Origin of the sequence: Exiguobacterium sp. s130, assembly GCF_018619055.1 — a bacterium.
Lineage (GTDB): Bacteria > Bacillota > Bacilli > Exiguobacteriales > Exiguobacteriaceae > Exiguobacterium_A.
In genome coordinates, this window is record NZ_JACSNI010000003.1 from 309,713 (window position 1) to 332,743 (window position 23,031).

The window sequence follows — 23,031 nt, forward strand, 5'->3', positions numbered from 1 at the left end:
TGCCATTTCTGGATGGGGAGGTACACGCATGGACGTCCTGAAAGTATCAGCTAAGTCGAATCCAAACGCGGTAGCAGGTGCACTCGCGGGTGTCATTCGAGAGAGAGGTTCCGTCGAGATTCAGGCCATTGGTGCGGGAGCGCTCAATCAATCTGTCAAAGCCGTCGCCATCGCACGCGGATTCGTGGCGCCTTCTGGCATCGATTTGATTTGTATCCCAGCCTTCACAGACATTTTAATTGATGGAGAAGAAAGAACCGCCATCAAACTCATCATCGAACCACGATGATGAATTGGACATAGGTCCTATATTTACAAGTAGACCATTTACTCGACTGGAGTAGATGGTCTTTTTGCTGCGTCTTCGAATTTTTCTCACCTTTCCACCGAGGGAGCATTGTACTACTTCCGGTAAATCGGTATCATGAGGGAGGATAGAGAGAACTATCATTTCAGGGGACAGAGAAGGAGCGAACGTCGATGTATAATCAGTTATCATGGAAAGTTGGCGGTCAGCAGGGAGAAGGGATCGAATCAACAGGCGAAATCTTTGCGATTGCCTTGAATCGACTCGGCTATTACCTGTATGGCTACCGTCACTTTTCGTCACGTATCAAGGGAGGACATACGAATAATAAGATTCGTGTCGCAACACAGGAAGTCCGGACGATTTCCGATGATCTCGATATTTTGGTCGCGTTCGATCAAGAGACGATCGACGTCAACTTCCATGAATTGCGTCAAGGTGCCATCATCATCGCGGATGCGAAATTCAATCCGACGAATCCGGACGAAGCACGCGCTTCCTTGTATGCGATTCCATTTACGGAGATCGCAGCTGATCTCGGTACGGCCTTGATGAAGAACATGGTCGCGATTGGTGCATCGAGTGCGATTCTCGGCATTGCACCAGAGCGTTTCCAAGCCGTCGTCGAACAGATTTTCGGACGAAAAGGTCCAGATATGGTCGAGAAGAACTTAGCAGCGATTCGTGAAGGAGCAGCAGCGTTTGAAGCTCTTGCAGGAGAGGGCGAACGGTTCGTCTTGGAACCGGCTGACGGAAAACAACGGATGTTCATGATTGGAAACGATGCAATTGCTCTTGGCGCGATTGCCGGTGGAGCGCGTCTGATGGCAGCTTACCCGATCACACCATCATCTGAGATCATGGAATACTTAATCAAGAAATTACCGCAGTTCGGTGGAACGGTCGTCCAGACGGAAGACGAACTGGCAGCGGTCACGATGGCAATTGGTGCCAACTACGCAGGTGTCCGTGCTTTGACGGCGTCTGCTGGTCCAGGATTGTCACTAATGGCGGAAGCGATCGGATTATCCGGGATGACGGAAACACCGCTCGTCATCGTCGATACACAACGGGGTGGTCCGTCAACAGGTCTACCAACGAAACAGGAACAGTCGGACTTGATGGCGATGATCTATAGTACACATGGTGAGATTCCGAAGGTCGTTTTGGCACCGTCAACGGTCGAAGAAGCGTTCTACGATGCAGCAGAAGCATTCAATATCGCAGAGGAGTATCAATGCCCTGTCATTCTATTGACGGATTTGATGCTGTCGCTCGGAAAACAATCGGTTGAACCACCGGATATGTCACGCGTTGAGATCCGTCGCGGGAAGTTGATCCAGGAAGACTTACCGGAACTTGAAGGAAAAGCGTACTTCAAACGCTACGAAGTGACGGAAGATGGAATCAGCCCACGTGTCATTCCAGGCGTCAAGCACGGAATTCACCACGTAACGGGTGTTGAGCACAATGAGGAAGGGCGTCCGTCGGAAGCGACGAAGAACCGGGTCGATCAAATGACGAAGCGACTTCGTAAGCTGAACACGTTCCGCTTACAGGATGCCGTTCTCGTAACGGAGCATCATGCAGAACCGGATATCTTATTCGTCGGTTTCAACTCGACACGTGGAACGATCGAAGAGATCATGCCACGACTCGAAGCACAAGGAATCAAGGTTGATCACTTGCATATCCGTCAAGTCCATCCGTTCCCAAGTGAGCTCGTCACGCCGCACTTAGAGCGGGCCAAACGAGTCATCGTCGTCGAGTACAACGCAACGGGACAACTGGCGAAGCTGATCCAGATGAACTGTGGACATGCATCGAAGATCGAGCATATCCTGAAATTCAATGGCGACCCGTTCTACCCAGCAGAGGTCGTCGAGCAGGTCGTAGGAGGGGTATATCATGGCAACCTTTAAGGATTTTAGAAATGATGTCAAACCAAACTGGTGTCCAGGGTGTGGAGACTTCTCGATTCAAGCAGCGATTCAGCGTGCTGTCGCGAACGTCGGTCTCGAGCCAGAAGAGTTGGCATTGATTTCCGGGATCGGCTGTTCTGGTCGGATTTCCGGTTATATCAATACGTACGGCTTCCACGGCGTTCATGGACGATCCCTTCCGATCGCCCAAGGTGTTAAGATGGCGAACCGCGAATTGACAGTCATCGCGTCTGGTGGCGACGGTGATGGATTTGCGATCGGCATGGGACATACGATTCATGCATTCAAGCGCAATGTCGACATGACGTACATCGTCATGGACAATCAGATTTACGGCTTGACGAAAGGACAGACATCACCTACTTCTGCACCTGGATTCAAGACGAAATCGACGCCAAAAGGGTCGATCGAAAAGAGTGTTTCACCGGTTGAACTCGCCTTGACGGCTGGTGCGACGTTCGTTGCCCAAAGCTTCTCGAACGATTTGAAGGGCTTGACGCAACTGATCGAGCAAGCGACGGCACATAAGGGGTTTGCGTTCATCAACGTCTTCAGTCCGTGTGTCACGTTCAACAAGGTCAATACGTACGATTGGTTCAAACAGAACTTGACGAAGCTGTCCGACATCGAAGGATACGATCCGTCGAACTTGGATCTTGCAAAACAGACCGTTCATGCTCACGACGGACTCGTCATGGGATTGATTTATCAGGATGAAACACGTCCTGATTACCAGTCACAAATCGACGGCTATCAAGAATCAGGTCTCGCATATGCGGATCTTGAGCTAAACGAAGAAACATTCGGTAAACTAGCGGCAGAATTCATGTAAGATAGAGGAAAGATGTGTTTGGTTTTTTGGGGATGCTAAACATTTGGAAGTTCGCCACATATACATAAACGCGAACTTCCGCGAAGGAGTCGGGGAAAGATGACGAAATTAGTAACGACGGTAGAAGAGACGGCAACGACGAAAACGATGCGTGCACTCGTCAAAGAAGAGCGCGGATTCGGTGCGGCACTGAAAGAAGTACCGGTACCCGTACCGAGTCGTGGGGAAGTCTTGATTCGAGTCGAGGCAACATCGATCTGTGGAACGGACGTGCATATCTATGAGTGGGATGCGTGGGCAGCCTCGCGTGTCAATCCGCCGTATGTCTTCGGTCACGAGTTCTCGGGCGAAGTCGTCGAGCTTGGAGAAGGCACGAAACGCTTGAAGCTCGGTGATCGTGTCTCGGCGGAGACGCATATCGTCTGTCATCAATGTAAACAATGTCTTCGTGGACAATATCACATCTGTAAGAACACGAAGATCATCGGTGTCGATACACAAGGCTGTTTTGCGGAATACGTTGTCATGCCGGAAGAAAACCTTTGGGTCAACCCGGAAGATATGCCAGCAGGGATCGCTTCGATTCAAGAGCCAATGGGCAATGCCGTCCATACGGTACTCGCGAGCGATGTCAGCGCGAAAACGGTCGCAATCGTCGGTTGTGGTCCGATTGGTCTGATGGCAGTTTCGGTCGCAAAAGCAGCCGGTGCGGCGGAAGTCGTCGCAATCGACGTCAATCCATATCGTCTTGAACTCGCACGGACGATGGGGGCGGATGTCGTCATCGATTCACGTCATGACGATGTCTTGGAGCGGATCGAGCGCATGACGGACGGGGATGGAATTGATGTCGTCTGTGAGATGAGTGGTCATCCGGTTGCGATTCGTCAAGCCTTCGAGATGGTGACAGCAGGTGGAGACGTCAACATCCTCAGTCTGCCGGTCAAACCGGTCGAAATCGATTTGACGAACCATGTCGTCTTCAAAGGTGTCCGGGTTCAAGGCATCACCGGTCGGAAGATGTATGAGACATGGAGCCAGGTTTCTGCTTTTTTATCGAGCGGAAAAGTCGATGTCCGACCGTTAATCACACACACGTTACCGCTAGAGCGGTTCGAAGAAGGATTTGAATTGATGCGTCAAGGGAAATGCGGGAAAGTCGTATTACAACCAAGGGGGACGAATTAATGGGATTTGAACACTTACGGACAGAACTAGAAGAGATGAAACAGGCGGGCACGTTCCGCAACCTCGTAGCACTTGAGAGCGCGCAACATAACCGCGTGACGATCAATGGTAAGGAACTCATTCAACTGTCGTCGAACAATTACCTCGGACTCGCCGCACATCCACGTCTCGCTGAACAAGCAGCGGAAGCAGCGCGCACGTTCGGTGCTGGAACAGGATCCGTTCGGACGATTGCCGGAACACTCGAGATGCACCAAGCATTCGAACGGGAACTTGCGACATTCAAGCACACGGAAGCAGCACTCGTCTTCCAGTCGGGATTCGCAACGAATCTCGGTGTCTTATCGGCACTGCTCGGTCCGGAAGACGTCGTCATCTCGGATGAGTTGAACCACGCTTCGATCATCGACGGGATTCGTCTGACGAAAGCGAAACGCCGGATCTATAAACACGTCGACTTGGCGGATCTTGAAGCGGCCTTACAAGAAACACAAGACGCGCGGACGCGCCTTATCGTCACGGACGGTGTCTTCTCGATGGACGGAAACATCGCACCACTTCCAGAAATCGTTGAATTAGCCGAGCGTTATGACGCACTCGTCATGGTCGATGACGCTCATGCGTCAGGTGTGCTTGGGAAAGCGGGACGCGGTACGGTCAATCACTTCGGTCTTGACGGACGTGTTGCTCTTCAAGTTGGTACGCTCTCAAAAGCTATCGGTGTCCTTGGCGGATACGTCGCGTGTGAACAGCACGTCAAAGATTATCTGATTCATAAAGGACGTCCGTTCTTATTCTCGACATCACATCCACCAGCGGTCGTCGAAGCGAACCGGGAAGCACTCCGCGTCATGGAAGAAGAAACGGTACTTTTCGAACGTCTGTGGGAAAACACGGAATTCTTCAAACAAGGACTCCGGGATCTTGGATTCGACATCGGCACGTCGACGACGCCGATCACACCGGTCATCGTCGGGGATGAAGCACGTTGCCATGAATTGTCGGATCGCCTCCGTCAAGAAGGTGTCTTCGCTCAAGGCATCGCCTTCCCGACGGTCGCAAAAGGAAAAGCACGTGTCCGGACGATCGTGACGGCGGAACATACGCGTGAAGATTTAACGACGGCTCTTGCAGCTTTCGAAAAAGTCGGTCGTGAATTAAACTTGATCGGTTGATATCGATCACGGACGAACCAGGTCCGCATACTTTCAGGCAGCGGATCAGCGATCCGCTGCCTGAAGTGCGTCATGACGAAAGAATCAACGTCGACCGTTTTTACTTTTGCGAGATAGGGAATAACAGATGAGGAAAGGATGTGACCTGATGAGTACGAAGAAGAAAGGGATTTTGCTCTCATTTTTGATGCTGACGCTGCTCCTTGGGGGTTGTATTCGCATCCAATATGATGCGACGATTCATACCGATCAGAGTGTCACCTTAAAAACGACATATGCCGCAAAGGAACACCCAGTAGCGCGTTTACTGAACCTAAATCCGAATTGGAATAGTTATGTCAAACAGGCAGAAAAGAACGGCTATGCGGCGAAAACGTTCAAGACGAAGGATGACTATGAAGGGATCCGGATGCAGAAGACATTCGCGAACTTCAAGGACATGACGTCGATCAAGGACGAATGGAAGACAGGTATCGGAGGGATTCTCATTCCACCTGATACGAAGTTCGACATGAAAAAATCGGACGGATTTTGGTTCGATACGTATCGACTGGATACGAACATCGATCTCAGTATCGATCGTTTGAATATCAAAGGCTATCAACCGACGGGACAGGTCAAGAAACTCGCCGACCGGTATATCCGTCAAGCCGATATCGAGATCAAACTCCACGGTCCGAAAGTGATCGGTCTCCAAAACGGAGAAAAGATCGACTGGTCGAATTATCATGATGTGTCATGGAAATTATACGGAACGAAAGCCAACCAGCTACAGTTGATTGCGTATGTACCGAATCCGACAGGTTGGATCATTACCGGTATCGTGTTATTAATCGGTGTCGGATTATTGCTCTACTGGGTCTTTCACCGTGTCCGCCGTTTGCGCCGGCAACAGTTGAAGACGATTAGTATCTCGCTCCTCGTCTGTTTGATCGTTGGGGGAGGCGCGTGGTGGGTGTTCGCGGAGGATACGTCGAGTGCGCCGCCACCAACGCGTCAGATCGTCACACAAGGAAAGAGTGAAATCGTACCGACGTTCCTCGTCCACGGGCTATTCGGGACGGAGCGGACGTTCGTGCCGATGATTCAAAACTTCACGAATAAAAAAGTCGCCGATGATGGTGGTCGATGTGACGTGACTCGTTCCGGAAAAGCGACTTGTAGCGTCACACCCTCGCCGACCGGCTACCCGCTTGTCCGAATCGTCTTTGCAGACGACGAGGCGAGCCTTGCCGATCAACAAAAGTGGTTGAATGCAGCGATTGCTGCGTATGATGCGAAACAAAAAGCGACCTTTTCCGATATCCAGCTCGTCGGTCACAGCATGGGTGGTGTGGATGTCGTCGCCTATACGGTCCAAGAAGAGATGCCGTATCACGTCCGAAAAGTCGTGACGCTCGACTCACCGATCGCCGGTTCCGATTACGCAAAACTCGGGTTGACGCTCGCACCGCTTGGCACGAATACGAACAGTCCCGCCATTCGTGATCTCGCGAAGGGCTCACCAGCGATGAACAATTTAACCAAGCGGCTCGAGACATGGCCGCGCGATGTACTCGTCTATTCGTTTGGTGCCAAAGGAGGCGATTTCAATCTGATTTCGTTAAAGAGTTCCTTTGCACTCGAGAACTACACGGATAATATCCAGACAAAATCGTATAAATATGATCACTTCACGATTCATCGCCGGGAGCCGGTCTTCCGCGAAATCCGCAATTTCCTATTTAAAGAAAATCGGGTCACGGAGGAGGAATCATCATGAAACACGTCGTCATCGTCGGCGGAGGAATTGCAGGTTTAACGGCTGCGGCTCTGATCGCACAAGAAGGACATACTGTTACCGTCCTTGAAGGAAGCCGTGAATGGGGGGGATCAGCCGGGAAGTTCACGCGCCGGGACCTGACGTATCCAGTAGGGGCGACACTCGGAATGGGGTTTGAGCCCGGTGGTATTCATGCCCGTGTTCTTAATCATCTTGGAGTGACGCATCAGGTCGAGTCGCTCGACGTCGTCATGACGATTCGCATCGCAGGACGGACGATTCATTATTATCAGGATCGTGCTGCGTTTCTAACCGAATTGACATCACATTTTCCAGAGCAGGCATCGTCGATTCAGGCTTTCTTTGCAGAAATCGAGCAGATTTACGAGGTGATTCGTCCGCTAATGGCAGAACTTCCAGCATTACCACTTCAAGATCCAGCAGACGTCCGGCGGTTAGTCCGACATGCGAAAAGTGTCGTCCTTTTACCGTATTTTCCGCTGACGATTGGTCATCTGTTACGAAAACATGAACTAGCGGATACGTTGTTCGCACAAGTGATCGACGGGATCTTGCTCGACAGCATGCAGACTGGGCAGGAGGCCTCAGCTTTACTAGGAGCCGTCGCCTTATCGATTTATCATGAAGGTGCCTATTATGTTCCGGGCGGCTTGTACCGACTGGCTGAGCAATTGAAAGAGACAGCAGAGGCGAGCGGGGCAACCTGTCTCCTTGGACGGAAAGTCACGTCGATCCGAAAGACATCAGATGGATTTTTGATCGAGGATCGCCGAGGACGCTTGATGCTTGCTGATACTGTCATCTGTGCGGTTCCGCTTGAAGGCATCCGAGAAGTCGTCAGCATGGATATGCGACGAACATTACGACGAACGTACCGACGACAGGAAAAATTACAGCAATGGGCGACCTTTACGTATTATGCGGCGATTCCAGAGGCGCTCATTTTGTCTGACGAAGCATTCCGGCAAGTTCATGATACGTCCTTACCTTCAGGTCATGCCTTCATCTCGCTGTCCCGTCCGGATGATCGATTACGTGCACCAGTTGGTCAGCGGACGCTGACGATGTCATGCCATGTTCCGATTGGTACGTTTGATAAGACGAACCGCAAACGTTACGACGGACAAGTCGAGACGATGTCGGCGATCTTCGAAGCCATTCTCGAACAGCAGTTTCCGGGTTTTAGTCAACAGGCAATCGAACGCCATCCGGGTGGACCAGGTGCATGGGTCCGCTATACGTTCCGCCCGGATGGTGGAGTCGGTGGATATCCGCAACGTCCGAGTACGAGTCTCCTATTCGCGGCACCGTTTCGAACAGGTGTCGATCATTTCTTTGCAATCGGCGATACCATCTTTCCGGGTGCTGGAACGATCGGTGCGACGACGTCTGCGATCCATGCTGCCCGACAGTTTGGAGTCAGATTGTGAGAAATCGTCGTAAACTGATGAAAGAAGCGACGCATCTGTCGCTTTTTTCACATTTGAGGATTATGATGAGGAAGAGTCGGGAACATGATATCCATGAACAAAAAGAGAGAAGGAGTGAAGAACCATGGAGACATTCGAACAAAAATGTCAGTCGTTCATTCAGGAACGACGACCTGAAGTCGGTCCGATTCAATTCGAGTCGGCGCGTACGTTTCTCAATGCACGCGGTTTAAGTGTCTACGAACGGATTTATCAAGGGAAAGAAGAAGTCCGATTAGCGTTCGTTGAACAGACGAATGGTCAACAACTCGTTTCATTAATGGAAAATACATTCGGCAACGGACTGGTCTATTTTGTCTCAACGGCAACCGCGACATGGGATGGCGACCGTTTTGGTGAATACACGTTTTAAGTACATAGGGAGTCCCAGTCGATGACTGGGGCTCTTTCGTGTCGAAACCTAATCCTTGTCCCGTTCGTAAGGTAGATAAGTGACTCAGTTGAAGGAGGAAACGATGTGTCATCATTTGAACAACCTAAAACATCGACACGGCGGCTTGCAACCGTTTCGTTGATTTTCATGGCGGTCGGATTCGTCGTCTCATTGCCATTTAAAGAAAATGCGTGGGTCTTTTGGCTCCAGAGTGGTTTTGAAGCCGGACTCGTCGGTGGGATTGCCGACTGGTTCGCGATCACGGCGCTGTTTCGTCACCCGCTTGGATTAAAGATTCCCCATACGAACCTATTGCCGAAAAATCGGGAACGGGTCATCGAATCGATTGTTCATATGCTCGAGACGGATTTACTGAACAAAGAAAGTATCGTTGCGAAGCTGCAACATATGACGCTTGCAGATCGTGTCATCAAAATTTTACGTTCGATTCTGGTCTTACCTGCCTTTCGAGCAACCGTCACCGAGCTGTTGATGGGTTTGATTCGGAAACTACCGAAAGAGGCAATTCTTGAGTTTGCGAATACACGGGTGACGGAGACGATCAAAGCGTATCCGTCCAAACGGCTGGCGGTCCGGGCGATGGAGTTGAATGAGGAACGTCGACTCGACGAGTGGCTGATGGATCAGTTACTCGATTACGGCCAACGTCTTCTCGAAGATCCGATCATTCGCGATCAGATCGGCCGCCTTGCTTATACGGCAATGATTGACCAAGAAAAGAATACGTTTTTGCGGGTGACGGCGCGAACCGTCCAAAAAGTCTATTCGGAAGAAAAACTCAGTCTGGTCATTCAAGGCGTCTTGTTGACGGTCATTCAAGATATGCGACACGTCCATCATCCAAATCGACTCGCGATTCTCGATCATCTGCGTCGTAACCTGGCACAGTTGTCGATTGATGAAGAGCGTCTCGCGAAAATCGATGCTTGGAAGGCAAGTGAGGTCGACCGGTTTGACTTCGTTCCGGTCATTGAACGTGCCTATGACGCTGGTCTGATCGAGCTCGAACGCTATTTGACGTCAGACGCTTTCTGGACGGAACGGGCGATGCCGATGCTTTCGCGCGCTTTAGACGACTGGGAACAGCATCCGACGTTCAAGGATAGCAGTGATCAGTGGATGAAGGAGCAACTCGTGCGATTCGTTGAACAAAATCACCAAAAAATCGGCGGACTCGTGCGCGAGAACTTAAATCGGTTCGATACCGAGACACTGATTCACATGATCGAGGATAAGGTCGGCAGTGACTTGCAATGGATTCGGGTCAACGGGGCATTGTGTGGATTCATCATCGGTTTGATTCTCGGTGCGATCAAGGTGTTCGTCGGATGAGCCGGTGGACATATGATCTGACGTTGTCGGAAGCATTGGATTTTAAAGGAATCGTATCTCGTTTGACGGAAGACCCGTTACAAATCGAACAGGATGGGCGACTCGTCGTTCCGGTCTTCGTCAACGATCAGGCATACATCACGATGATGGAAGCCATCGACGGTTATACGTTACGGATTGACGGTTCAGGACCGCAAACAGCGGTGCTGACGCAACTCAATCGGCGCTTTCGACTCAGTGAGCCGAATCCTGCGCAGCGTCTCAAGACGACGTCGTTACATGCGATCGTCGAACAGTTCGGCGACGAACGGCTCGTTCTTGATCATTCACCGTTCACGGCCTTGATTCGTTCGATCATCCATCAACAAATCAATCTGTCGTTTGCGCATACGTTGACGGAACGTGTCTTTCGGACATTCGGAACGGTCAAGGATGGAATCATCCTACCGCCGACACCGCGCCAACTAGCGGCAGCGCGTCGCGAGGACTTGCTCGCTCTGCAACTATCAGGACGTAAAGTCGATTATCTACTCGGGGTAGCAACAGCAGCGATTGATTATGATGCATTGACGTCAGCGACCGACGCAGAAATCGCTGAGACGTTGATTGCACTGAAAGGTGTCGGACCATGGACGGTTCAAAACGTCCTGATGTTCGGGTACGGTCGTCCGGATCTTTTCCCTGCATCGGACATTGGGATATTACGGGCTTTTGAACGATTACTTGGATATCGACCGACAGTAGAAGAAGCGACGCGACTGGCAGAGGAATTCGCTCCTGTTCGCAGTCACGCTGCCTATCTATTATGGCGTTCGATTGAATAAGGAACTATTCTTGTCACTCTATCGTCAGAACGGTATAATGAATGCGATAGAACGAGGAATCGTTCAGAAATGCTAAGGGAAGCGACGTGTTCGCTAACGATAGAGGGGACGAATGTGGATGTATACAGATGAACAAATCATCGAAAAAGCCAATGAAATCGCCAAAATGATTTCAGAGACACCGGAAGTAGAACGATTCAAAGCGGCAGAAGCCAACATCAATGGGAATGAAAAAGTCCAAAAGATGATGAAACAAATCAAGTTCCTTCAAAAAGAGGCAGTCAACTGCCAACATTACGGCAAAACAGAAGCACTCGCACGTGTCGAAGCGAAGCTCGATAAATTGTTTGCTGAGCTCGATGAGATGCCTGTCGTCCAACAGTTCCAAGAAACGCAAGAAGAAGTCAACGGACTTCTCCAATACATCACGGTGACGATCTCGAACGGGATTACGGATCAAATCATCGAAGCGACGGACGGAGATGTTCTTGCAGGTAAGACAGGTAGCGGCATGGAAGCAGAAAACAAAAGCGGCGGTTGCGGCTACTAATCACGAAATGAACGAAAAGCCGACGGACATCCGTCGGCTTTTTCGACGAATGAGGTGGAAGAATGGAAGCAGTACACAACACACCGATGATGAAACAATACTTCTCGATCAAGGCGGACTATCCGGACGCTTTCTTGTTTTATCGGCTCGGTGATTTTTATGAATTATTCTTTGAGGATGCCAAAAAGGTCGCCCATGAACTGGAGTTGACGTTGACGGCGAAAAACGGTAAAAACGCGGAGCATCCGATTCCGATGTGTGGCGTACCCCATCACGCAGCGAACGGCTACATCGAACAGTTGATCGAGCGTGGGTATAAAGTGGCGCTTTGTGATCAAGTCGAGGATCCAAAGTTGACGAAAGGACTTGTCAAACGCGAAGTCATCCAAGTCATCACACCGGGAACGTTGATGTCCGCTTTAACGGAAAAAGAAAATCGTTACTTAGTTGCAGTCGTTGAACAGGACGGTCGCTTTGGGATTGCCAGAGGAGATGTCTCGACGGGTGAGAGTGCCTTGACAAGCGTTGCGACACTCGATGGTGTAATCAAAGAATTAAGCATTATCTTGCCACGGGAAATCATCGTCACGACAGAGGAACATGAGACGGCACTTGCGTCCTTACGGATCCCGCTGACGCGCAGTTCACGACGCGAGACACATCCACATGGCGATCGCGCGATTGATACAGCCCAAGCGGAAGCCTTTGCGGTCCTCTATGCCTACATGCACGATACACAAAAACGAGCGTTGACACATCTGCAACCGGCCATTGTCTACGAAGCGAGCGATTTCATGCAACTCGAACCGAATACGGTCAAGAATCTTGAGCTCGTCCGCTCGGCACGGACAGGAGACAAAAAGGGTTCGTTGCTTGGTCTTCTTGACGTGACAGGTACAGCGATGGGTGGACGGATGCTGAAACGCTGGCTGGAAAAACCGTTGTTATCGGAGCGCGTCATCACGGAACGGCTCGACGCTGTCGAGGAACTGTTGCAGCACTATTTCGAGCGTCAGCAATTAAAAGATACGTTACGGGAAGTCTATGATCTTGAGCGACTCGTCGCAAAAGTCGGTTACGGAACAGCGTCAGCGCGTGATCTCGTTCAATTGAAGTCGACGTTGCGATTGATTCCCCGTATTCAATCAGCACTTGAAGAGATGATGAGCGAACGTCTCGGTCAACTTAGTCTCGGACTCGATCCACACGACGAATTGAGCGATCTACTCGATCGTGCGTTCGTTGAAGCCCCACCGATCTCAACGAAAGAGGGCGGCATGATCAAGTCCGGTTATTCACCAGACCTCGACGAGTTACTTGTTGCTTCAAAAGACGGTAAGACGTGGTTAGCGACGCTTGAAGCAAATGAACGAGCAGCAACCGGCATCAAAACGTTGAAGATCGGTTACAACCGTGTCTTCGGCTATTACATCGAGGTCTCGCGTGCAAATGCCAAACTGTTACCGGAAGGACGGTATGAACGGAAGCAGACACTCGCTAATGCTGAGCGTTATATCACACCGGAATTGAAGGAAAAAGAAGCGTTGATCCTTGGTGCGGAAGAGAAGAGTGTCACGCTCGAGTACGATCTCTTCTGTGGAGTGCGCGATGAAGTCAAAGGACATATCGAAAGCTTACAACGCGTCAGTCGCCGGATTGCGGAACTCGACGTCCTCGTCGCACTGGCTGAGATTGCCGAAACACACGACTATGTCCGACCAATCACGACGACGGGACGAACGGTTGATATTCAGCAAGGGCGTCACCCGGTCATCGAGACTGTCTTACCGCGCGGCGAATATGTTGCGAACGGGATCACCTTAAACGAAGGACGCGAGATGCTGTTGATCACTGGACCGAACATGTCCGGTAAATCGACCTATATGCGACAGTTCGCCTTGATTGCCTTATTGCATCAAATCGGCTCGTTCGTACCAGCTGCTCAAGCGGAACTGCCGATCTTCGATCAAATCTTCACGCGGATCGGGGCGGCAGATGACCTTGTCAGTGGACAGTCGACATTCATGGTCGAGATGGTCGAGACACAAGAAGCGTTGACGCGCGCGACGGACCGGTCGTTGATCCTGCTAGATGAAATCGGTCGCGGGACCTCGACGTACGACGGGATGGCACTCGCACAAGCGATCGTTGAACACATCGCCCGGCACGTCGGGGCAAAGACGCTATTTTCGACGCATTATCATGAATTGACAGTGCTCGAAGAATCGATTGATCGATTAGCGAACGTTCATGTCCGCGCCGTCGAACAAGAGGGACGCGTCGTCTTCTTGCATGAAGTACGCGACGGAAAAGCCGATCAATCTTACGGAATCCATGTCGCGCGTCTAGCTGATTTACCAGATAGTCTGATCGAGCGGGCGCAAGTCCTCTTGTCCGAGTTCGAGCAGGCTGAGCCTGTTCCGGTCGCAGCACCTGTAAAAGCCCCTGTTCAGGAGGAGCCGATTGATCAACTCAGTCTGTTCTCAGAAGCGGATCCTCTGCGAGAGACGATGGCTAGTCTTGATTTAATTAATATGACGCCACTCGAGGCACTGAATACGCTATACCGTCTACAAGCTGAAGCGAGAAAGTGAGGAGAATGCAGTGGGAATCATTCGTGAATTATCCGATAGTTTAGCGAACCGAATCGCGGCGGGAGAAGTCGTCGAACGACCGGCATCGGTCGTCAAGGAACTGGTTGAGAATGCACTTGATGCCGGTGCGACCCAAATCGATGTCGAACTCGAAGAAGCCGGAATGAAACGGATGACGATCCGCGACAACGGACATGGGTTTTACCCGGATGACGCCGAACTGGCTTTCGTTCGTCATGCGACGAGTAAGATTAAGGACGAGCATGACTTGTTCCGAATCAAGACACTTGGTTTTCGCGGAGAGGCACTTGCCTCGATCGCATCCGTTAGTAAAGTGACGTTGAAGACGAAACGCGAGGACGCAGAAGGAATTCAAGTGACGCTTGAGTACGGGACGGTCGTAAAGCGGACACCAGCTGCCACGAACCGAGGAACGGAATTGACGGTCGAACATCTATTCTTCAATACACCGGCTCGTTTGAAATACTTGAAGACTACACATACGGAGCTTGCCGCAATCACGGACGTGTTGAACCGAATGGCGTTCGCCCATCCGGACGTCAAGCTTCGGGCTACCCATGAAGGGAAGACGCTGATTCAGACGAACGGATCGGGAGACGTCCGGCAAGCACTGGCGAGTGTCTACGGTCATCAAACGATCCAAGGGACGTTGGTCGCTAAGGGAGCGAATGCCGATTATCAACTGACATGTCATCTCGTCAAACCGGAAGTGACCCGTGCCTCGAAGAATTACATCACGTTGATTCTTAATGGACGTTCGGTCAAAAACTTCGCCCTGACGCAAGCGGTCTTGAACGGTTACCATACGCTCTTACCGATTGGACGGTATCCGATTGCGGTCATTGAGGTGACGATGGATCCACTCCTGATTGACGTCAACGTCCACCCGGCGAAACGGGAAGTTCGTCTCTCAAAAGAGATGGAGCTCTGTCAGTTGATTCAAGAGACAATCAAGATGACGCTCAGCCGAGAGACGTTGATTCCGAAGGTGACGCCACCGAAACCGAAAAAGGATCCGAGTAGTCAAGAGAAACTCGATTTTTCTTACGTCGCGGAACCGGTCGAGGAGACGTCATCGCGAGCAGTCTGGAATTATCCGATTCCGAAAAAACCGCAAGAGGACGATCGACCCTTTGTAGAGAAACCATTGCCGTTTAGTAACGAGGATGATCTATTCGAGCCCATCGCACCGGTCAAGCAGGACGTTGTCGAACCGATGGAAGAATCTCACGCGCGTCCGCGCTTTCCACACCTCGACGTCATCGGACAACTTCATTCGTCCTATATCGTCTGTGCCGGAGAAGACGGGATGTATATGATTGATCAACATGCGGCTCAGGAACGGATCAAATACGAGACGTATAAAGTCATGTTCAGTCGACCACCAGAGCAACGGCAGCAATTGCTCTTACCATATACGTTTGAAATCTCGTCAGATGACATGAAACGAATGGAGGAAATCCTTCCGTTACTAAAAGACGTCGGCATTGAATTCGAAGCGTTCGGTCCACAAAGCTTCATCGTCCGAGAAGTTCCGACGTGGTTCCCGTCCCATCGACAGGAAGAGACGATTCAAGAATTACTCGATGAGGCATTGATGAAACGGAAAATCGATCTTGAGACGTATCGGGAAGATGCCGCCATCATGATGGCATGTAAGAAATCGATCAAGGCGAATCATCCGTTGAACGATGAGATGATGCGTCGATTGATTGATGATTTAGCGAAGACAGAGATGCCGTTCACGTGTCCACACGGACGTCCGGTCATCATTGAATGGACGACGTATGAACTCGAGAAGTTATTCAAACGGGTCATGTGATCAAGAAGAGGAGTCGATCCCATTCAGGTGTCGTCTCAGATTATAGAAAAGGGAGCTGACTCAAAAGTTAGTTTCTACAAAGAATGACGCGTCATACGCAACTCCTACAGGAAAAAGCGCATTTATGCGCTTCAGAGACAAACAAGACCAGCTTTCCTGCTTGTATAAAGCAGGAAAACTGGCTTGTGTCTCGCCTGAGGAAAGTGCGTGAAAAGACGCGTCATTCTTTTTTGGAGTCAGCCTCTTTTTCGTTCGTCTCGAATCATTTATTGTACTGATACACGATTGAGTAATTTTTTGTTTGTTCTAATACAAAAGAAGTGTGGTTTTTCATGAGAACGGTTACTTCGGTTGATTAACCAAATTTCATTGATTGTTAAGGAAAAGAGGCGGATAATAAGACCCGAAACTGTTAACAAGGGGACCTTTATCATGCTGTCACGCGTTATGCGTATTATTCAAATCATTGCTCAAATCGCACTCATTTTTTGCTTTTCACTCAGTGGGGACTGGGTGAGCGAAACCTTTCAATTACCATTACCCGGTAACATCATCGGCTTGATTCTACTGTACCTAGCGTTAAAAAGCCGTCTGATTCCGCTTGTGGCCGTCGAACGGGGCGGGACATTTCTTCTGTTCGTCATGCCATTGTTCTTTGTTCCAGCACTATCCGGAATCATGGATTATACGGCATTTCTCCGGACATCCGGTTTACAGATCGTGTTGATCGTCGTCGTCAGTAGCCTTCTGACATTAGTCGGATCAGCGTACATCGTCGATCGTTTAGCACACCGAAAAGAGGCGGTGACACGACATGAATGAGGCACTGTTTTGGATCATTCTGACTATGTTATTGTTTAGCGTAGCGATGTTCCTCTATCAACGTCATCCTCGAGTCTGGACGTTACCAATCCTGACGGTAACGGCAGTTTTGATCTTAATTCTCGTCTATTCTGGAGTCTCACACGCAGAATACATGCAAGGTGGACAATATCTATCGAAGATGCTTGGTCCGGCAATCACGGCATTTGCGATTCCGCTCTACCGCGTCCGGCATCAAGTTCGGCGTTTTCTACCAGAAATCGGACTTGGTGTTTTGCTTGGAACCTGTATTGCAATGAGTTCAGATCTGTTACTCGGTCTGTTGCTTCATCTCGAGCGGACGACGAACCTTGCCTTGTTACCGAAATCGGTCACGTTACCCGTTGCTTTAGCGATCTCACAAAAAGCTGGCGGGACGACGACGCTGACGGCTGCCTTCGTTTTATTGACCGGATTGACAGGATCAATCGTCGGACCAAAATTAATGACGGGCTTGAAGATTCGGCACTTCGTCAGCCGTGGAGTAGGCTTGGCATCGATTGCCCACGTCATGGGTGCGACGAAATCGATGAGTCTTGACCAGCGCGAAGGGGCGGTCGGTCTGTTGACGATGGTCTTGACGGCGGTCTGTGCCAGCGTCATCGCACCGTTTTTAATCACATGGTTATATGGATAAACACTCTGTTTTTTTCAACGGAGTGTTTTTTGTAGTCGATTGAAACTTGTCGACCGTTTTAGCAGTATAGTACAACAGAAAACAGGGTGGAGGAGAAGAAGATGATCATTTGGATTAACGGTACGTTTGGCGTCGGGAAAACAACGGCAGCAACTGGGTTACAAAAGCGCTGGAGCGGATCACACATCTTTGACCCGGAAGAGACAGGTTATTTTCTACGGGCGCAACTGCCGGAAAACAAGGACGATTTTCAAGATGAGCCGTTGTGGCGCACGTTTAACCGACAGCTCCTCGAGCAGCTCGATACGGAAAAGGCGCGTATCATCGTGCCGATGACCTTGACGAACCCGGCATACTTTCAAGAAATCATCGGCACGTTACGAGCGAACGGTCATGACGTCCGTCATATCGCATTGATGGCGAAAGAGACGACTGTCAAACGCCGGCTAATTAGCCGCTTCGAGCGTCCGAACTCGTGGGGCGGTCAACAAGCGGAACAACGATTACGGCAATTATCCGATCCACTGTTCAGTCAACAGATCGAGACGGATGATCTGACGAAAGGGCAAGTCATCGATGCGATTGCTCTCGTGACTGGGATTGGACTCTCGCCTGCCCGATCGTGAAGGGTTCAAGAAAGAGGTTTCCGGGAATCATTAGATGATAATACATGAGGAGGAAACCATCTTGAACGAAGGGCAATATACTGCTAGGAGGATTTATGAACATGAAACACTGGATGACTGAGAAGTTAGGCAGACAGTTGATGGCAATTTTTTATAGTGTCTTTGCACTAAGTGTCATCACATCGGTTGCCAGTTATTTATACGTGGACAATGCAGACGGTCGGACGAAAGAACAGGTACTCGACCAGTTACAAAAGACACAATGGTTCTGGTTTTTGAACTTGATGGTTTTTTTATTTTGTCTATTGTTCATCGTCCGTCCATTGATTCATCGGGTGACGTCACAGCTCCGCGAATTGAATGTCAAAAGTCGTCGTCTTGCGGAAGGAAAGTCGATTTCGCTCGAGCATGATGTCGACAGCCATAATGAAGTCGGTCAATTGACGGCATCGTTTTACCAGATGGCACGGTCGATCTCATCACAACATGCGGAATTGTCAGCAAAGAATCAAGAAATGGAACACAATCAGGAAGTATTGAAGCAAAAACAGAATGAGCTTGAGCGTGCCTTGGAAGTGACCCGGACAAACGAGTTGCATCTACAAGATCGGAATGAATTAATCGAAACGCTTGCGTCAAAGGAGAGTTTATTTGATTACTCGTCTGTCATCAGTACGATCGTCCGGTTGACGAAGACAGAGTTCGGGGCATTGTTATTGATTAAGAATAATGAAATCGCGCAAGTCGTTCCAAAAGAAATGACGGAAGAACAACAAGAGAGTCTGAAGACGGAGTCGTTACTACTAAAGCGAGTCATGATTTCAAAGGAAACGGCACATTCCTCAAAAAAGGTCGCGAACGACGATCTGATCAAATATCCGTATCACGTCTATGAAGGTGTCATTCCGATCATGGATCCGGCAAAAGAAGAATTGATTGCCTGTCTCTATCTAGCACGGTTTGACGCACCATTCAATCAACAGGATTTGGCGGAACTGGAATCGTTCTCGAAACAGATTGCGATCTCATTGATGCGAATGTCACTCTACGAACAGATGGAATACGAACGAAAAGAGACAGCACAACTGCTGAATTCCGTTCGGGAAGCGATTCTTTATATCAAACATGAGGAAAAGACGATCTTAGGGAATCAGGCATTATTTGATATCTTCCAGTCGTTACAGGTCGAGGAAGACAATGACTCGATGACGTTTCTTGAAGTCCGACCAGAGACGATGTTCGAGCAGATGGACCAGAAAGAAGCTTTTGAAGCGTACTTTGAAGAAGTTTTATCGGGTGAGATCCCTGAGGGCATGTTCTCTTTGTCGATCGACCAGGGTGAATATTTCATTCAAGTTTATGCCGAAGCGATCGCGCATGGAGAACAGTCGAAGGGAACGATCCTCGTCTTTCGTGACGTCACGGCTGAGACAGAGGTTGATCGGGTCAAATCAGAACTCGTCTCGACGGTTTCGCATGAACTTCGAACACCGCTCTCTTCGATTTATGGCTTTACGGAGCTCATGTTGAAACGAGATTTGGATCCCGAGCGGAACAAAAGGTATTTGCAGACGATTCACGATGAATCAAAACGTCTGACCAATCTTGTCAGCGACTTCTTGAACGTCCAGCGGATGGAGTCAGGAAAGCAAGAGTATGATAAACAAATCTTTGATTTGAAAGAAATCGTCAAGGAACAAATTCAGTTTTATCAAGCAGCGACGGAACAACATAGTCTGCAGCTCGATTTGAATGACGAACAGGACTTTATGGTCGAAGCAGATGCGAACAGTATGAAACAGCTACTTGGAAATCTATTGAATAATGCAGTCAAATACTCACCGGACGGTGGGGATGTCGTTGTGACGCTGACCCATCAGCACAATCAGATTGAACTCAGCGTCCGTGATTTCGGAATCGGGATTCCGAGTCATTCGATGCCGCATCTATTCAGCAAGTTCTATCGTGTCGATAACTCAGACAGCCGAAAAATCGGCGGAACAGGTCTTGGATTATCGATTTGTAAGGAAATCGTTCGAGCACATGATGGCAACATCGAAGTCGAATCGATCTTGGGAGAAGGGACGGTTTTTCGGGTCAAGTTACCAAGTGCGACGGACGCGTTACTCGAAGCAGAATAAGGAGAAGGAGAGGCAAGCTAATATGCCTCTTCTTTTTTTGTCGTTTTTCGTGTGAGATTCGTCCAATTCAGGAGATCGGCTAAAATGTAGAAGAATCGGGCTTTTACGCAATAAACCGAACAGATTGATGACAAAACGGCTGAAACAGTTGAAAAAATCGTAAATTGTGCAGGGATTGCGAACGTTTCTGAACTCTCGCTATAGTGATTACAAAAAAACATGGGAGGAAGAAGAATCATGGAGAGCTTAGAAGCGTTACTCACACCACCGCAAGAGATCGAACAAGAGAATGCAAACATTGATGGCAAAACACCACTTGCGAAGTTACAACGGATTGCTGGGGAAGCAGCACGGCAGATGATGCGACGACATCTCGAAGCGGATGTCTTGCAGGCGCTTGACGACAACATTTTGTATATTCATGACGCCGATTATTATGTGACTGGGACGACGACTTGTGCCCAAATTCCGCTCGGTCAGTTACTCTCAAACGGATTTCAGACAACGCACGGTTCGATCCGTCCGGCGCAAGACATTCGTTCTGCCCTCGCCCTTGCGGCAATCATCGTCCAGGCGAATCAAAACATGCAGCATGGCGGACAAGCCTTCGCAACCTTTGATGATGATTTAGCGCCGTTCGTTGAAAAGACCTATCAACGGGAATGGACGAAACTAAATGACCTCGTTCCGCATTGGAAGCGGCGTAAGCGGGAGCGACATGCATGGCAGGAGACGTATGAAAAAACGTTTCAAGCATGTGAAGCATTCATTCATAATACGAATTCGATGCATTCGCGCGGTGGTGGACAGGTTCCGTTTTTATCCGTCAATTACGGAACGAATACGACGCAAGCAGGGCGGCTATTCCAGCGAGCCTTGCTAACAGCGACGGAGCGTGGACTGGGCAAGGGTGAGACACCGATTTTTCCGATTCAGATCTTTAAAGTCAAACAAGGCGTCAACCTGTCACCGACAGACCCGAATTACGATTTGTTTCAGCTTGCTACCCGCGTGACAGGAAAACGACTGTTTCCGAATTTTGCGTTTCTCGATGCGCCATTTAATCGCCAGGAGCAACCAGGAAAAGCAGAAGTCGCGTATATGGGATGCCGAACCCGTGTATTCGAGGATCGTGGAGACATACCGTCCGTCACAGGTCGTGGTAATTTATCCTTCACGAGCATCAATCTCGTCCGTTTGGCACTCCAGAGTCAAACCGTCGATCAAATGTTCGAAGTCGTCCAAGATACGACAAGACTTGCATGCCGGCAACTCATCGCACGGTATGAGTTCCAGGCAAGTCGAACGGCTGACGAGTTTCCATTTTTATATCAACACGTCTGGAAAGACGGTGAGACGCTAAGAAATAAGGATCAGGTAGGTCCGGTCCTCAAGCACGGGACGTTGGCGGTCGGCTTCATCGGTCTCGCGGAATGTTTGACCGTCCTGACGGGGAGTCATCATGGGTATTCCGAACTGGCACACCGGATTGGTCTTGCATTGATTCAAGCGATGCGGACGGTAGTCGACGATTTTGGCGAACAGACAGGGTTGAACTTTAGTTTACTCGCAACTCCGGCCGAAGGATTATCCGGTAAGTTCACACGTCGCGATGTCAGTGACTTTGGTGAGATCGAAGGAGTGACAGATCGACCGTATTATACAAATTCCTTTCACATTCCTGTCGATGCGCCGGTGACGATCCGTGAGAAGATTCAACTCGAAGCCCCGTTCCATGCATTATGTAATGGCGGTCATATCACCTATGTCGAGACGGATGGTGCGCTTGCTGGAAATCCGGAAGCAATCGAAGACATCGTTCGTTTAATGGCGGAGGCTGGAATCGGTTATGGATCAATCAATCATCCCGTCGATCGTTGTCTTGATTGCCGAACAGAGCAGACGATCGAGGATCAATGTCCGGTTTGCGGGAGTGGATCGATCGAACGCATTCGACGGATCACCGGATATCTCGTCGGTACTCTAGACCGCTGGAATGAAGCGAAACGGGCAGAAGAACAGAATCGGGTGAAACACGATGTTACGGGTCCTCTCGCTTCTTCCTGACTCCGTCGTCGATGGTCCCGGTTTACGAACGGTGTTATTTCTTGCCGGTTGTCCGCATCACTGTGCCGGCTGTCATAATCCGTCCTCCTGGGATCCTGCAGGTGGCGTAGCTTGGACAATTGACGAGACGGTCGCGCGGATTCAAGCAACCGGTCACCGGCGCCTGACGCTATCCGGTGGGGAACCGTTGTTACAAGCAATAGCGCTCTATCGGCTACTAGAACGACTCGGACCAGACTATGAAGTGATCTTGTATACGGGCTATGTGTTGGAAGAGATCATTAAGCACCGAGAATGGCACCCCTTGTTACGCCGACTAGATGGATTGATTGATGGTCCGTTCATCCTATCGAAACTTGACCGAACGACAAGCTTTCGGGGGAGTACGAATCAACGAATGTATGATCGACAGCATTTAAACAAACGTTTGGATTAGACAAAAAC

The 23,031-nt window shown here is 49.8% G+C and carries 19 protein-coding genes; all 19 read left to right on the forward strand.

Features of this window, described 5'->3' with window-relative positions:
* The first annotated feature begins 28 nt into the window (after nt 1–28).
* The 19 genes from HZS85_RS09255 (at nt 29) to HZS85_RS09345 (ending at nt 23,023) form a co-directional block, all read left to right on the forward strand.
* The gene (locus HZS85_RS09255) at nt 29–289 is read left to right on the forward strand and encodes a stage V sporulation protein S (RefSeq protein WP_023467705.1); all 261 of its coding nucleotides are present in this window, start codon (nt 29–31) and stop codon (nt 287–289) included.
* Nucleotides 290–480: 191 nt separating this feature from the next.
* Entirely contained in the window at nt 481–2,229 is a 1,749-nt protein-coding gene (locus tag HZS85_RS09260) for a 2-oxoacid:acceptor oxidoreductase subunit alpha (RefSeq protein ID WP_035398188.1), read from the forward strand.
* Nucleotides 2,216–3,082, forward strand: coding sequence for a 2-oxoacid:ferredoxin oxidoreductase subunit beta (locus HZS85_RS09265; protein ID WP_023467707.1), 867 nt, complete (start codon nt 2,216–2,218; stop codon nt 3,080–3,082). The genes HZS85_RS09260 and HZS85_RS09265 overlap by 14 nt, the downstream gene beginning before the upstream one ends.
* Nucleotides 3,083–3,181: 99 nt before the next feature.
* Nucleotides 3,182–4,270 (forward strand): L-threonine 3-dehydrogenase, encoded by a 1,089-nt coding sequence (gene tdh / locus HZS85_RS09270; protein WP_214855275.1) that lies wholly within the window; start codon nt 3,182–3,184, stop codon nt 4,268–4,270.
* Complete coding sequence (locus HZS85_RS09275) at nt 4,270–5,445, forward strand: glycine C-acetyltransferase (RefSeq protein ID WP_214855278.1); 1,176 nt, start codon at nt 4,270–4,272, stop codon at nt 5,443–5,445. Before tdh ends, HZS85_RS09275 begins: the two co-directional genes overlap by 1 nt.
* A 145-nt stretch (nt 5,446–5,590) precedes the next feature.
* Complete coding sequence (locus HZS85_RS09280; protein ID WP_214855966.1) at nt 5,591–7,207, forward strand: alpha/beta hydrolase; 1,617 nt, start codon at nt 5,591–5,593, stop codon at nt 7,205–7,207.
* On the forward strand, nt 7,204–8,658 hold the full coding sequence (locus HZS85_RS09285; protein WP_214855281.1) for a phytoene desaturase family protein: 1,455 nt from the start codon (nt 7,204–7,206) through the stop codon (nt 8,656–8,658). The genes HZS85_RS09280 and HZS85_RS09285 overlap by 4 nt, the downstream gene beginning before the upstream one ends.
* A gap of 124 nt (nt 8,659–8,782) precedes the next feature.
* Nucleotides 8,783–9,070 carry a hypothetical protein gene (locus HZS85_RS09290; protein WP_029341204.1) on the forward strand — a complete coding sequence of 96 codons (288 nt, stop codon included), beginning with the start codon at nt 8,783–8,785 and terminating at the stop codon, nt 9,068–9,070.
* A gap of 105 nt (nt 9,071–9,175) precedes the next feature.
* Entirely contained in the window at nt 9,176–10,444 is a 1,269-nt protein-coding gene (locus tag HZS85_RS09295) for a DUF445 domain-containing protein (protein WP_035408840.1), read from the forward strand.
* On the forward strand, nt 10,441–11,268 hold the full coding sequence (locus HZS85_RS09300) for a DNA-3-methyladenine glycosylase family protein (RefSeq protein WP_214855284.1): 828 nt from the start codon (nt 10,441–10,443) through the stop codon (nt 11,266–11,268). Before HZS85_RS09295 ends, HZS85_RS09300 begins: the two co-directional genes overlap by 4 nt.
* Before the next feature lie 112 nt (nt 11,269–11,380).
* Nucleotides 11,381–11,818: a YlbF/YmcA family competence regulator gene (locus HZS85_RS09305; RefSeq protein WP_023467714.1), complete on the forward strand. Its 438-nt coding sequence runs from the start codon at nt 11,381–11,383 to the stop codon at nt 11,816–11,818.
* Between the two features lie 62 nt (nt 11,819–11,880).
* A complete protein-coding gene (mutS, locus tag HZS85_RS09310; protein ID WP_214855287.1) occupies nt 11,881–14,412 on the forward strand; it encodes a DNA mismatch repair protein MutS in 2,532 nt (843 codons plus the stop codon).
* 10 nt (nt 14,413–14,422) lie between these two features.
* Nucleotides 14,423–16,255: a DNA mismatch repair endonuclease MutL gene (gene mutL / locus HZS85_RS09315; RefSeq protein WP_214855289.1), complete on the forward strand. Its 1,833-nt coding sequence runs from the start codon at nt 14,423–14,425 to the stop codon at nt 16,253–16,255.
* 432 nt (nt 16,256–16,687) lie between these two features.
* Nucleotides 16,688–17,077: a CidA/LrgA family protein gene (locus tag HZS85_RS09320; RefSeq protein ID WP_214855291.1), complete on the forward strand. Its 390-nt coding sequence runs from the start codon at nt 16,688–16,690 to the stop codon at nt 17,075–17,077.
* Nucleotides 17,070–17,753, forward strand: coding sequence for an LrgB family protein (locus HZS85_RS09325; RefSeq protein ID WP_214855293.1), 684 nt, complete (start codon nt 17,070–17,072; stop codon nt 17,751–17,753). Before HZS85_RS09320 ends, HZS85_RS09325 begins: the two co-directional genes overlap by 8 nt.
* An 86-nt stretch (nt 17,754–17,839) precedes the next feature.
* Nucleotides 17,840–18,379, forward strand: a complete 540-nt coding sequence (locus HZS85_RS09330) for an AAA family ATPase (RefSeq protein ID WP_290755467.1) — start codon at nt 17,840–17,842, stop codon at nt 18,377–18,379.
* 101 nt (nt 18,380–18,480) lie between these two features.
* Nucleotides 18,481–20,520, forward strand: coding sequence for an ATP-binding protein (locus HZS85_RS09335; RefSeq protein ID WP_214855297.1), 2,040 nt, complete (start codon nt 18,481–18,483; stop codon nt 20,518–20,520).
* A gap of 237 nt (nt 20,521–20,757) precedes the next feature.
* Nucleotides 20,758–22,587 carry an anaerobic ribonucleoside triphosphate reductase gene (locus HZS85_RS09340; protein WP_251137914.1) on the forward strand — a complete coding sequence of 610 codons (1,830 nt, stop codon included), beginning with the start codon at nt 20,758–20,760 and terminating at the stop codon, nt 22,585–22,587.
* Entirely contained in the window at nt 22,559–23,023 is a 465-nt protein-coding gene (locus HZS85_RS09345) for a 4Fe-4S single cluster domain-containing protein (RefSeq protein ID WP_035408815.1), read from the forward strand. The genes HZS85_RS09340 and HZS85_RS09345 overlap by 29 nt, the downstream gene beginning before the upstream one ends.
* Nucleotides 23,024–23,031 lie beyond the last annotated feature (8 nt).